Origin of the sequence: Mucilaginibacter rubeus (assembly GCF_003286415.2) — a bacterium.
Lineage (GTDB): Bacteria > Bacteroidota > Bacteroidia > Sphingobacteriales > Sphingobacteriaceae > Mucilaginibacter > Mucilaginibacter rubeus_A.
In genome coordinates, this window is the sequence record NZ_CP043450.1 from 788,260 (window position 1) to 801,120 (window position 12,861).

Below are 12,861 nucleotides of genomic sequence, written 5' to 3' on the forward strand. Positions count from 1 at the left end.
AATCATTTCCGACTTTTTGACTAATATCTCCGCATTGCTGCCCTTTCTTTGGTTTAATAATGCCTCTAATTTTACTCCTGATTATAAACCAATAAAACTTTATGAATGCCACAGAACCGATGAAAGCCATAAAAGGAGGCGAGTTTTTGATCAGGGAAACTTCCGCGGACAGCATTTTTATTCCTGAAGAATGGAATGAAGAACAGTTGATGATCGCCGAAACATGTACCAATTTTCTTGCACAGCAGGTAACACCAAATTTGCAGCGAATTGATGAGCAGGAGGAGGGATTAATGCGTCATTTAATGGATGAGGCCGGCGCATTGGGATTGTTAGGCATATCCGTACCTGAAGAATATGGTGGTTTCGGTAAAGATTTTAAAACTGCCATGCTGGTTACCGAAAAGCTGGGCGCGGGGCATTCGTTTTCCGTTGCTTTTTCGGCGCATACAGGTATAGGCACTATGCCAATATTATACTATGGCAACGATGCTCAAAAACAAAAATATATCCCAAAACTGGCAAGTGGCGAGTGGAAGGGGGCGTATTGCCTTACAGAACCAGCCGCCGGCTCGGATGCCAATTCGGGTAAAACCAGGGCAAAGCTTTCTGCCGATGGTAAACATTATCTTATTACCGGTCAAAAAATGTGGATCACCAATGCGGGTTTTGCTGATGTGTTTACCGTTTTTGCCAAAATTGATGATGATGAAAACCTGAGCGCGTTTATTGTCGAAAAAGATTTCGAGGGACTTTCGTTAAATACGGAAGAACATAAAATGGGTATTAAGGGAAGCTCAACCCGACAGGTATTTTTTAACGATTGCAAGGTGCCGGTCGAAAACCTCCTTTCCGAACGCCAGAACGGATTTAAGATTGCCGTTAATATCCTAAACCTCGGTCGTATCAAATTAGGTGGCGGAACCGTTGGCGCAAGTAAGGATGTGATCACGTCATCTGTACGCTATGCCAACGAACGGGAACAGTTTGGGCGGGCTATTTCCAAATATGGGGCTATAAAATATAAACTGGCCGAACAGGCCATCCGTACTTACGCTGCTGAATCGGCGGTGTACAGGGCCAGCCAGAATATGGAAGAGGCTACAGAAATGTTAATCGCTTCGGGCCTTGATGAAAACAAAGCAAAGTTGAAGGGGACTGAGCAATTTGCCATAGAAGCCGCAATACTTAAAGTGCACGCTTCAGAGGTTTTGGATTATGTAACTGACGAAGGTGTGCAGATTTACGGCGGGATGGGCTACAGCGCAGAGGCTCCAATGGATAGGTCATACCGGGATTCAAGGATCAACCGCATCTTTGAAGGCACCAATGAAATCAACCGGCTGTTAACCGTTGATATGATGCTGAAACGTGCCATGAAAGGTGAGCTTGACCTTATGGGACCGGCTCAGAAGGTAGCCGGCGAACTGGTAAGCATTCCTGATTTTGGCGCTGCTGAAGAAGATGGCTTGTTTACTAAAGAAAAGAAATATATAGCCAATTTTAAAAATGCCATATTGCTGGTTGCCGGAGCTGCTGTTCAAAAATTGATGACGCAATTGGGTAAAGAGCAGGAAGTATTGATGAACCTGGCCGATATGCTGATAGAACTTTATGTAAGCGAATCGCTTCAATTGAGGGTGGAGAAATTGGTTGGTTTAAGGGGCGAAGATGCCTGCAAAGAGCAACTGGATATGATGCACGTATATATCAATGATGCCGCAGAACACATCGCAAAATTCGGCAGGGATGCGCTAAACTCATTTGCCGAGGGCGACGAAAGAAGGATGATGCTGATGGGCCTTAAGCGCTTCACCAAAACAGAGGATATTAATACCACCCAGGCACGCAGAAATATTGCAGCAAAACTGATTGCTGAAAATAAATATTGCTTTTAGTTTTTTAAAATCCCCTCTTGAGAGGGGGGGCGAAGGAACGAGCGGCAGCAGGGGTGTGTTTCTCCAACAAGTTTATCAAAGCAGAAACACACCCCTCCACCCCTCTCAAGAGGGGAATCGCACAAGCCCGCGCTTTTACTCCTCATGTTAACGGTAATGGGCATGGGACTTTCATTTCCCTTAAATAATATCAACCTAAAAAACGAAAAGCTGATAATGAGAATATTAGTGTGCATAAGTCAGGTGCCCGACACGAGCACCAAAATTGTATTGAAAAATAATAATACCTCGGTTAATAGTGATGGTATTACCTGGGTGATTAATCCATACGATGAATGGTACGCGTTGATCAGAGCTATCGAACTGAAAGAAAGTGGCATAGCTGCCGATGTTCACCTCGTAACCGTGGGTAAAGCCGATGTTGAGCCCGTGATCAGGAAAGCATTGGCGCTCGGTGGTGATGAAGCCATTCGCATTGATGCAGATAGTAACGACCCTTACGAAATAGCGCATCATATAGCTGAATATGCTGCCGGAGCGGGTTATGACATTATCTTATGCGGCAAAGAGTCTATCGATTATAATAACGGTACTACAGGCGCTATGCTGGCCGAATTGCTGGACATTGATTACATTGGTTTTGCAACCGGTATCCAGATAGAGGCTGATACTGCTGTGGTAACGCGTGAAATCGAGGGCGGCGAGGAAACAGATTCCTGTAATTTGCCCCTGGTTATTTCCTGCCAAAAAGGTGTTGCCGAAGCCCGGATTCCCAATATGCGCGGTATAATGGCTGCCCGTACCCGTCCGTTAAAAGTTATCACGCCTTCAAAAATAACGGCAGTAACCGAAATATTGTCCTACGAATTGCCGCCGGCCAAGACAGGTATCAAACTGGTTAGCCCAGACAATCTGGATGAATTGGTAGAACTGTTACATACGGAGGCCAAAGTTATTTAATGATCATATTTATTCCGGCCACTGGTGCCAGGAAGATTTAAAAAACATGGGGATTGTGCGATTCCCTCCCTTGGGAGGGTGTAGGGAGGGGTTCATCAATACATCTGTTCGCCTGAAATAGCGAACAAACCCCTCCCTGCCGACGCACATTTCGGCCGCAACCCTCCCGAGGGAAGGAATTAAAAAATCTTCCAAACGCCCATAGTGAACTACATCGGAGCATCTCAACTAAAAAAATAAAAAATGTCTGTAATAGTATTAGTAGAACATACCGGCGGAATTATAAAAAAACAAAGCTTTGAAGCAGTGCAATATGCCGCGCAGATAGCCCGAAAAATAGGTACTACAGCAACTGCCCTTGCTTTAGGCAATGTTGCCGCTACAGAAATGGAAGGCCTTGGCCAGTATGGCGCTCAAAAGGTGCTGCACGTTGCCGATAGCCGTTTGAACGAGCTGCATTCCGGTGCGTATGCCGGTGCATTGATAGCCGCTGCAAAAAAGGAGGATAGCAAAGTGATTGTGACCCTTCATGACATTACGGGTAGGGCAGTAGCGCCTCGGGTAGCTGTAAAACTAAAAGCGGGCCTTGTGGCAGGCGCGCTCTCGTACCCTGATACAGAAAAAGGCTTTGTGATTAAAAAAGCAGTGTTTTCGGGTAAAGCATTTGCGTATGTAAATATTTTAAGTGAAGTAAAGATAATTATGCTGATGCCTAATACCTTCCCGGTTGAAAAGCTGGAGGGGAAGGCGGTTGTTGAGCATCTGGATGTAAGCTTTAGCGATAAAGATTTCGGCGTAAAAGTTAAATCGGTAAACAAAGTAACCGGCGAAGTTCCGCTTGCTGATGCCGAACTGGTTGTTTCGGGTGGTCGTGGATTAAAAGGCCCCGAAAACTGGGGTATTCTGGAGGACCTGGCAAAAGAACTGGGTGCTGCCACAGCATGTTCGCGCCCGGTGGCCGATTCTCATTGGCGACCGCATCACGAACATGTGGGCCAAACAGGCGGCACCATTCGCCCTAATTTGTATATCGCCGTTGGGATCTCGGGAGCTATACAGCATCTGGCAGGAGTAAATGGTTCAAAAACTATTGTTGTGATCAACAAAGATCCGGAGGCCCCATTTTTTAAAGCTGCCAATTATGGTGTAGTTGGTGACGCATTGGAGATTTTGCCACGACTAACAGCAGCTGTTAAAAAGTTTAAGGAACATCATCAATAAAATAATCACGGCTATGGATTTTTTTTATGAAGGACAGGTGCTATGGTCACAGATAGACTCGAACCAGCATATGCGGCATTCTGCTTATGCAGATTTTGCAGCTCAGGCCCGTATAATTATGCTGGAAAGCCTGGGTTTAAAACTGCCCACACTTTATGAATACAAAATAGGGCCGGTATTATTCAGGGAAGAGATGATTTACCTGCGAGAAATAGGGATCAACGAGCAGATCAGGGTAACCTGCGAACTCATCAGGTCCCGGCCTGATGGTTCGCGCTGGGCAATCAGGCATGAACTATACCGGAGCGATGGTGTTAAAGCTGCTATCGTAAATGCCGAGGGTTCATGGATAGATATGGAGAAGCGTAAACTCGCCATATTACCTGCGGAGTTAAGCGAGATGTTTATGAAAGCACCCCGCAGCAGCGATTATGTTGAAGAGGGCAATTCTGCCTGATGAGATTTACCTATAATAATCAATTGAAACGATTAGTAGCTCAGCAGCTTTAAGCTTTATGCCTTCCGCTTGTAGCCTTTAAATAATTTAACCATGACCAACCTGAAAGACACCTTTGAAAGTGCTGTTAAAGAGAGTAAAGAACTGCCCTCAAAGCCAGATAATGAAACATTATTACGCCTGTATAGTTTATATAAGCAAGCAACCGAAGGTGATCTAAATACAGGAAACCCTCCCGCTATGTTTGATTTTGTGGCTAAAGCAAAGTATGATGCATGGTTAAAATTGCAAGGTACTTCTGCAGATGATGCCATGGAGCAATATATCAATTTGGTAGCGCAGTTATCAAATAAAACCAATTAGCTTTAATCCGAAATATTGACAAATGTTTCCGCCGTTTAGACCTTTATAAAGCGCCGCAGAAATAGATATTTGTTATTATAAACCAACCGGTATTTACCGGGACTAAAATTATTTAACCATTTTATAATTCTATTCTGTCTCTTTTTTAGATGGGTTTTAATTGATGCCGGGTATCACTCCTTGTAAAACTTTAAACGCATTTATACACCCGTGAAAGAGCTGTTTTAATTATAAAAAACACCTAAGGCAATGTCAGCATCAAAAAAACATTTCGTCCGTTTTGCATTAATCCTGCTAACTATTGCAGCTGTAAGTATCAATGCAAAAGCGCAAAGCGATAAAATTGAAGGCTTATGGTATAATGATGTAAAAAGTGCCAAAATCCAGATCACTAAAGAAAACAACGGCAAGTTTTACGGCAAGGTGGTATGGCTTAAGGAGCCTTTAAAAAACGGGAAGCCTAAGGTTGATGAAATGAATACCGATGAAAAGCTGCGCTCAAGACCGAGGTTGGGCTTGCCTGTATTAGCCGATTTTGTAAAAGATGGTGAAAACAAATATTCGGGCGGAACAATCTACGATCCCAATAACGGTAAAACATATTCCTGCAAAATGACCTGCAAAGGCGAAACGCTTGATATCCGCGGATACATCGGCATTTCACTTTTCGGGCGTACAACTACCTGGTCGCGGGCAGAATAAATTAAACAATTAATAAAACAAGCAGATACTAATGGATGCTAAACGAATTATAAAAAAGGTTGCAGTATTAGGGTCGGGAGTAATGGGCAGTCGCATCGCCTGCCATTTTGCAAATGTCGGCGTACAAGTACTGTTGCTTGATATTGTACCTAAGGATGCCCCACCGGCAGATAAGAAAGTGCGGAATAAAATTGTGAACGATGCGCTTGACTTTACTTTAAAATCAAATCCTTCGCCCATCTACCTTAAATCATTCGCAAAGCGTATCACAACCGGAAATTTTGAAGATGATATGCCCAAAATTGCTGATTGCGATTGGGTGATAGAAGTAGTGGTTGAGCGGTTGGATATAAAACAGCAGGTGTTTGAAACGGTAGAAAAGTACCGCAAGCCCGGAACGCTGATCACTTCAAATACATCAGGCATCCCGATACATTTAATGGCTGAAGGCAGGAGCGATGATTTTAAAAAACATTTTTGCGGCAGCCATTTTTTTAACCCGCCGCGGTATTTAAAACTACTGGAAATCATTCCTACAAAAGATACCCTGGCAAGTGTTGTTGACTTTTTGATGGAGTACGGCGCAAAATACCTTGGAAAAACCACCGTATTAGCCAAAGATACGCCGGCATTTATCGGCAACCGCATCGGGGTTTTTAGCATCATGAGTGTTTTGCATTATGTGGAGCAAACCGGTATGACCGTTGAAGAAGTTGATAAGCTCACAGGGCCGGTAATAGGCCACCCTAAATCGGCCACGTTCCGTACCAATGATGTGGTGGGTTTGGATACCATGGTGCATGTTGCCAATGGCCTTTACAAAAACGCGCCCGGCGATGAGGCCAGGGAATTATTCAAGGTCCCGGAATTTGTAGATGGAATGGTGAAAAATAACTGGCTGGGCAGTAAAACAGGTCAGGGGTTCTACAAAAAGGAGAAAGGTGAAGGAGGAAACCAGTTTTACGCGCTTGATCTGAAAACGCTTGAGTACAAACCTTCCCAAAAAGTAAAATTTGCCTCGCTTGAAACTACAAAAGCGGTTGATAATCTCCGGGATAGACTTAAAATCCTGGTTTCAGCAAAAGACAAAGCCGGCGACTTTTACCGGGCCACCTTTTACCAGTTATTTGCTTATGCCAGTAACCGCATCCCCGAAATAGCCGACGAACTTTATAAAATAGATGCTGCTACCAATGCAGGCTTTGGCTGGGAACTGGGCCCTTTTGAAAAATGGGATGCGCTTGGCCTTGAGGATACAGTAAAAGCTATGGAAGCTGCAGGGCATAAACCTGCTCAATGGGTATATGATATGCTTACGGCCGGTGCAAAAAGCTTCTATAAGGTGGAGGATGGTAAACGCCTGTACTATGATATCCCATCAAAAAGCTACAAAATAATTCCGGGTACGGAGGGTCTTATCTTACTCAATAATATCCGCGAAACCAATACAGTTTGGAAAAACAGCGATACTACCATTACCGATATCGGCGATGGCATCCTGAACCTTGAATTTCATACCAAAATGAATACGATAGGCGGCGAGGTGATTGAAGGTATAAATAAAGCAATTACCCTTGCCGAAGCAAGCTACCGGGGATTGGTTATATCAAACGAGGGGGCAAATTTCAGCGCTGGGGCTAACGTAGGCATGATATTCATGATGGCTGTTGAGCAGGAGTTTGACGAGTTGAATATGGTGATCAAAGCCTTTCAGAATACGATGATGCGGATCCGTTATTCATCTGTACCGGTTGTAATAGCCCCTCATCAAATGGCCCTGGGTGGTGGCTGCGAAATGTGCCTGCATGCCGATAAGGTGGTAGCACATGCCGAACTGTATATGGGCCTTGTTGAGTTTGGCGTTGGCTTGATACCGGGCGGCGGAGGGACAAAGGAATTTGCCCTTCGTCTGTCAGACGAACTTCAGGAGGGCGATGTAGAACTCAATAATTTCCGTGATCGTTTTTTAACCATCGGCCAGGCTAAAGTATCTACTTCGGCTTATGAGGCTTTTGAGTTTGGCTACCTCAAAAAGGGAAGGGACGTTGTCGTGGTATCACGAGAAAGGTTACTTGCCGAAGCCAAACAACAATGCCTGCAGATGGCTAACGAAGGGTACGTGCAGCCTATTCCGCGTGGCGATATCAGGGTACTGGGCAAACAGGCCCTGGGCCTGGGCTACGTGGGTGCCAATTCTATGTATAGCGGCAATTACATCAGCGAGCATGATGTGAAGATCTCGCAGAAACTGGCCTATGTACTTTCAGGGGGCGATCTGTCCCAACCTTCAATGGTGAGCGAAGAATATTTGCTCGGATTGGAGCGTGAAGCATTTCTTTCGCTTTGCACTGAAAAGAAAACGCTCGAGCGGATCCAATCCATTTTAACTGGCGGAAAAGTATTAAGGAACTAAATTTCAATAAGTATAAAATCTCAATAAAATGAACGCATATATAGTGGCAGCCAGCCGCAGTGCTGTTGGAAAAGCTACCCGGGGCGGGTTCAGGTTTACCCGTCCGGATACGCTTGCAGCGGATGTTATCAGGCATCTGCTGGCGTCGGTGCCTAACGTGGATAAAGAACAGATAGACGATGTGATAGTAGGCAATGCTACACCGGAAGCTGAACAGGGATTGAATGTTGCCCGCCTGATTTCATTAATGGCACTTGATACCGATAAAGTACCCGGCATGACAGTAAACCGCTATTGTTCGTCAGGTTTGGAAACGATTGCCATCGCATCAGCAAAAATACACAGCGGTATTGCCGATTGTATTATTGCCGGTGGTGTAGAAAGCATGAGCCTGATCCCGATGGGGGGCTGGCGCATTGTTCCAAACGCCGATATTGCCCTTGCCCACCCTGATTATTACTGGGGTATGGGCCTTACTGCCGAAGCCGTTGCCAGGGAATATCACATCAGTCGCGAAGAGCAGGACCAGTTCGCGTATAATTCTCACCAAAAAGCTATCAGTGCCATTAAGGAAGGCAAATTTAAAGATGAAATAGCACCGGTAAACATTGTGGAAACCTATGTAGATGAGAGCGGCAAAAAAAAGAAACGAGAATTTAAGGTAGATACAGATGAAGGTCCGCGCAGCGATACCTCAATTGATGCACTGGCTAAGCTTAAACCCGTGTTTGATGCAAAAGGTGTGGTTACTGCAGGCAACTCGTCGCAAACCAGCGATGGGGCTGCCTTTGTGATGGTGGTTAGCGAACGCTTTCTGAAACAGAATAACCTTAAACCCATTGCCCGGCTAATTAATTATGCCGTTGCGGGTGTGCCGCCCCGGATCATGGGGATTGGTCCGCTGGTGGCAATCCCCAAAGTGTTAAAAATGGCCGGAATGAAGCAGCAGGATATTGAGCTGATAGAACTGAATGAAGCCTTTGCTTCACAATCGTTGGCAATAATAAAGGGATTGGGGCTTAACCCTGACATTGTAAATGTGAACGGCGGTGCGATATCACTTGGTCACCCGCTTGGCTGCACCGGGGCCAAACTTTCTGTTCAGCTTTTTAACGAATTGAAAAGACGGGAAAAAAAGTATGGTATGGTTACCATGTGCGTGGGCACCGGGCAGGGCGCTGCAGGTGTATTTGAACTGTTATAGGAAATTACCATTATCTAAATAATTGCTGCAAACATGGAAAAGGCGACAAGATTGTTTGATTGCATGATTGCCCAGGCCAAAGAGCCTAAGGCGGATCTTTTGAATGCAAAAGAGAATGGTTCGTGGAGATCTTACAGCACCGAAGAAGTGCATACGATGATCAACCAGCTATCCGCGGCTTTGCTGGATCTGGGAGTTTCGGGTGGTGATGGTACAACCGAAGGTCGCGATAAAATAGGGCTGATAAGCAACGGCCGGCCCGAATGGATAATAACCGACCTGGCAGTGCAGCAAACGGGTGCCATATTAGTGCCGCTTTACCCTAATACCGGTACTAAGGAAATTGAACAGATCCTGAACGAAGCTGAGGTTAAATATGTATTTGTAAGCAGTAAAGATTTATGCGATAAGGTTAAAGAGGTACATTTAAATATCCCCTCACTAAAAGCCATTTTTACTTTCGATAGCATTGAGAGTTGTAATCATTGGGTAACATTGCTTAAGCCCTTAAAAGATGGCGCTCTGCAAAAAATACAGCAAATAACCGATCACATCATTGAGGATGATGTGGCAACTATCATTTATACGTCGGGCACTACCGGCCGGCCTAAAGGGGTAATGCTTACGCATAAAAATATCATGACCAATGCAATGGCATCCGGCGATATCCTTACCCGAATCCCGCTGAATGAAAAACGTGTTTTGAGCTTTTTACCGCTAAACCACATTTTTGAAAAGATGTGTACATACGTGTATCTCTACTACGGTTTTTCTATTTACTATGCAGAAAGCATGGATACCATAGGCGCAAATATGAAAGAGGTAAAACCTTCCCTTTTTACCGCTGTGCCCCGCTTGCTCGAAAAGGTGTTTGAGAAAATTATGGTGCAGGGCCAGAAGCTGACCGGTATTAAAAGGAAGATCTTTTTCTGGTCGGTAAGAGTGGCCGAAGCGTATGAAATTAATAATTCCAGCCTGTGGTATAAGATCAAGCTGGCCATAGCCGATAAATTGGTTTACAGTAAATGGCGCGATGCTATTGGCGGAAATATAAACGCCATAGTGGTTGGTAGTTCGGCTTGCCCAATTAAGCTGGAGAAAATTTTCACCGCAGCTAATATTGTTATCATGGAAGGTTACGGGCTTACCGAAACCTCGCCGGTAATTGCTGTTAACTGCTATCAGAAAAGTGACAGAAAATTTGGCACCGTAGGCCGTTTGCTGAGTGGTGTGCAGGTGAAGATAGCGCCTGATGGCGAGATCCTTTGTAAAGGCCCCAATGTTATGCTCGGGTATTATAAAAATCCTGACCTTACTGCAGATGTACTGGAAGGCGGATGGTTCCACACCGGCGATATAGGTGAGCTGGATAAAGATTCATTCCTGAAAATAACTGACCGTAAAAAAGAGATCTTTAAAACCTCGGGCGGTAAATACGTAGCTCCGCTACCCATCGAAAATAAAATGAAGGAGAATTATTTTATTGAGCAGATGATGGTTGTTGGATCAGAAAGGAAATTTGTTGCAGCATTGATCGTACCATCTTATACGCACTTAAACCCCTGGTGTAAGGAAAATGGCATCACTTTTTCATCCAAAAATGAATTGGTTAAAGATGCAAGGGTGATCAAACTGTATCAATCAATTATCGATAACTATAATCCCGAATTTAACCACGTAGAACAGGTGAAGAAGATATCCTTGCTTCCCAACGAATGGTCGATAGACAGCGGCGAACTTACACCAACCGGGAAAATGAAACGGAAGGTGATCACCGAAAAATACAAAGCCGAAATAGATAAAATGTATCCCTGCGAAGTGAGCGAGGATCCCACTCTTGTAAACTGATTAACCGGATGAATACATTTCAAACAACAATACAGGGCAGGTTGGTTACAATTGCGCTAAACCGGGGCCGGTCAAATGCCATTAATCATGAAATGGTTAAAGAGCTTGATGCCTGTATAAAAACACTGGAGAGTGATGATAACGTGGGCGGTGTTATTTTAACCGGGAAGGAAGGCTTTTTTTCGTCAGGGATTGATCTGATTGAGGCCTATGATTACAACGAAGAACAAAGCCGTCAATTCTGGATAGACTTTTTAGCCCTACAAAATAGGTTGGCAGCTTTCAGGAAGCCAATAGTGGCCGCCGTAAGCGGGCACAGTCCTGCCGGGGGCTGTGTATTAGCTATTTGCTGCGATTACCGGATAATGGCAGAGGGTGCATTTATCATAGGGTTAAATGAGGTACCGGTTGGCATTATCGTTCCTGATAGTGTTTTTAATTTATATGCCTTTTGGCTTGGTCAGCGTAAGGCTTATCAATATTTGATGGAGGGTAAGCTGCTCCAGGTAAATGAAGCTTTGGAAGCCGGGCTTATCGACGCAGTTGTTTCACCGGACAAGCTAATGAACGCGGCAACAGAGAAGGTAACGGCTTATATGAAACTGAACCCCGTTACCTGGACTGAAAGCAAATTGAATTTACGAAAAGACTTGACAGGTAAATTAAGGGCCGACCAAACCGAGACATTGAATAAAATGCTGAAGCAATGGTGGGCGCCTGAAACCCGGCAAGGCCTGCAGATGATGATCCAGAATTTAAAATCAAAAAATACAGCTGTTAAATAATTGACGATGACCGATCCGACAACTTTAAATGATTCAGCAAACCATAATCCTGCAAAAAGCGGAATGTTAAGGGATGACGCCCTGAAAGGTAAAACCATTATTGTAACCGGGGGAGGAACAGGTTTGGGCAAGGCAATGGGGACTTACTTTTTGCATTTAGGAGCTAACCTGGTAATCACAAGCCGTAAATTAGAAGTACTGCAGCAAACAGCTTCTGAAATGAAGGCAGAAACCGGTGGTAAGGTACTGCCAATAGCCTGCGATGTGCGGAAATATGATGAAGTTGAAAAGATGCTGCAACAAGCCGTTGAAGAGTTTGGACAAGTTGACGCACTGTTGAATAATGCAGCAGGTAATTTCATTTCGCCTACTGAGCGTTTATCAGCAAATGCATTTTCAACCATCATTGATATCGTTTTAAAAGGTTCGGCCAATTGTTCGCTGGCCTTGGGTAAATATTGGATCAGGGAGAAAATGCCCGGTACTATATTGAATATTATTACCACTTATGCCTTTACAGGTTCGGCTTATGTTGTGCCGTCGGCCTGTGCTAAGGGCGGTGTACTGGCCATGACAAGGTCTTTAGCAGTTGAATGGGGCAGGCATGGTATCCGAGCCAACGCCATTGCGCCGGGGCCGTTTCCTACCAAAGGGGCATGGGAAAGGCTGTTGCCCGGAGATATGGCCCAGAAGTTCGATTTTAAAAACAGGGTTCCGCTTAAACGGGTAGGGGAACACCAGGAGTTGGCAAACCTGGCCGCCTTTTTAATATCTGATTTTTCAGGATATATCAACGGAGAAGTAATTACTATCGATGGCGGGGAGTGGCTACAAGGGGCCGGTCAATTCAGCGGGTTTGAAGCTATACCGGACGAAATGTGGGATAACATTGAGAAAGCTACGCGGTCGGCGTAGGGGTGAATTTAATGTTCGTCTTAATTATCGTGACGGAGTTTACTCCACAATTATCGCAGAAGTATTAAAAATAAAAAGCCCCGATACAGGCATGT

The 12,861-nt window shown here is 44.7% G+C and carries 11 protein-coding genes; all 11 read left to right on the forward strand.

Features of this window, described 5'->3' with window-relative positions:
• The first annotated feature begins 101 nt into the window (after positions 1–101).
• The 11 genes from DEO27_RS03180 to DEO27_RS03230 all read left to right on the forward strand — a co-directional run bounded on the left by DEO27_RS03180 (position 102) and on the right by DEO27_RS03230 (position 12,766).
• Positions 102–1,898 (forward strand): acyl-CoA dehydrogenase family protein, encoded by a 1,797-nt coding sequence (locus tag DEO27_RS03180; RefSeq protein ID WP_112569659.1) that lies wholly within the window; start codon positions 102–104, stop codon positions 1,896–1,898.
• A gap of 216 nt (positions 1,899–2,114) precedes the next feature.
• A complete protein-coding gene (locus DEO27_RS03185; protein ID WP_112570046.1) occupies positions 2,115–2,858 on the forward strand; it encodes an electron transfer flavoprotein subunit beta/FixA family protein in 744 nt (247 codons plus the stop codon).
• Between the two features lie 243 nt (positions 2,859–3,101).
• Positions 3,102–4,079, forward strand: a complete 978-nt coding sequence (locus DEO27_RS03190) for an electron transfer flavoprotein subunit alpha/FixB family protein (protein ID WP_112569661.1) — start codon at positions 3,102–3,104, stop codon at positions 4,077–4,079.
• 13 nt (positions 4,080–4,092) lie between these two features.
• Complete coding sequence (locus DEO27_RS03195) at positions 4,093–4,536, forward strand: acyl-CoA thioesterase (protein WP_112569663.1); 444 nt, start codon at positions 4,093–4,095, stop codon at positions 4,534–4,536.
• A 93-nt stretch (positions 4,537–4,629) separates the two neighbouring features.
• Positions 4,630–4,899 (forward strand): acyl-CoA-binding protein, encoded by a 270-nt coding sequence (locus tag DEO27_RS03200; RefSeq protein WP_112569665.1) that lies wholly within the window; start codon positions 4,630–4,632, stop codon positions 4,897–4,899.
• A 249-nt stretch (positions 4,900–5,148) separates the two neighbouring features.
• Complete coding sequence (locus tag DEO27_RS03205) at positions 5,149–5,601, forward strand: DUF2147 domain-containing protein (protein ID WP_112569667.1); 453 nt, start codon at positions 5,149–5,151, stop codon at positions 5,599–5,601.
• Between the two features lie 31 nt (positions 5,602–5,632).
• Entirely contained in the window at positions 5,633–8,014 is a 2,382-nt protein-coding gene (locus DEO27_RS03210; RefSeq protein ID WP_112569669.1) for a 3-hydroxyacyl-CoA dehydrogenase/enoyl-CoA hydratase family protein, read from the forward strand.
• Positions 8,015–8,042: 28 nt separating this feature from the next.
• Positions 8,043–9,218, forward strand: a complete 1,176-nt coding sequence (locus DEO27_RS03215; protein ID WP_112569671.1) for an acetyl-CoA C-acyltransferase — start codon at positions 8,043–8,045, stop codon at positions 9,216–9,218.
• Between the two features lie 33 nt (positions 9,219–9,251).
• Positions 9,252–11,066 carry an AMP-dependent synthetase/ligase gene (locus DEO27_RS03220; RefSeq protein ID WP_112569673.1) on the forward strand — a complete coding sequence of 605 codons (1,815 nt, stop codon included), beginning with the start codon at positions 9,252–9,254 and terminating at the stop codon, positions 11,064–11,066.
• Between the two features lie 8 nt (positions 11,067–11,074).
• Positions 11,075–11,851, forward strand: a complete 777-nt coding sequence (locus DEO27_RS03225) for an enoyl-CoA hydratase/isomerase family protein (RefSeq protein ID WP_112569675.1) — start codon at positions 11,075–11,077, stop codon at positions 11,849–11,851.
• Between the two features lie 6 nt (positions 11,852–11,857).
• Entirely contained in the window at positions 11,858–12,766 is a 909-nt protein-coding gene (locus tag DEO27_RS03230) for an SDR family oxidoreductase (RefSeq protein ID WP_223818151.1), read from the forward strand.
• Positions 12,767–12,861 lie beyond the last annotated feature (95 nt).

Excerpts from the sequence above, each read along its gene's own strand:
- DEO27_RS03180 (WP_112569659.1), top strand. The coding sequence starts at position 102 with ATGAATGCCACAGAACCGATGAAAGCCATAAAAGGAGGCGAGTTTTTG.
- DEO27_RS03185 (WP_112570046.1), top strand. The coding sequence starts at position 2,115 with ATGAGAATATTAGTGTGCATAAGTCAGGTGCCCGACACGAGCACCAAA.
- DEO27_RS03190 (WP_112569661.1), top strand. The coding sequence starts at position 3,102 with ATGTCTGTAATAGTATTAGTAGAACATACCGGCGGAATTATAAAAAAA.
- DEO27_RS03195 (WP_112569663.1), top strand. The coding sequence starts at position 4,093 with ATGGATTTTTTTTATGAAGGACAGGTGCTATGGTCACAGATAGACTCG.
- DEO27_RS03200 (WP_112569665.1), top strand. The coding sequence starts at position 4,630 with ATGACCAACCTGAAAGACACCTTTGAAAGTGCTGTTAAAGAGAGTAAA.
- DEO27_RS03205 (WP_112569667.1), top strand. The coding sequence starts at position 5,149 with ATGTCAGCATCAAAAAAACATTTCGTCCGTTTTGCATTAATCCTGCTA.
- DEO27_RS03210 (WP_112569669.1), top strand. The coding sequence starts at position 5,633 with ATGGATGCTAAACGAATTATAAAAAAGGTTGCAGTATTAGGGTCGGGA.
- DEO27_RS03215 (WP_112569671.1), top strand. The coding sequence starts at position 8,043 with ATGAACGCATATATAGTGGCAGCCAGCCGCAGTGCTGTTGGAAAAGCT.
- DEO27_RS03220 (WP_112569673.1), top strand. The coding sequence starts at position 9,252 with ATGGAAAAGGCGACAAGATTGTTTGATTGCATGATTGCCCAGGCCAAA.
- DEO27_RS03225 (WP_112569675.1), top strand. The coding sequence starts at position 11,075 with ATGAATACATTTCAAACAACAATACAGGGCAGGTTGGTTACAATTGCG.
- DEO27_RS03230 (WP_223818151.1), top strand. The coding sequence starts at position 11,858 with ATGACCGATCCGACAACTTTAAATGATTCAGCAAACCATAATCCTGCA.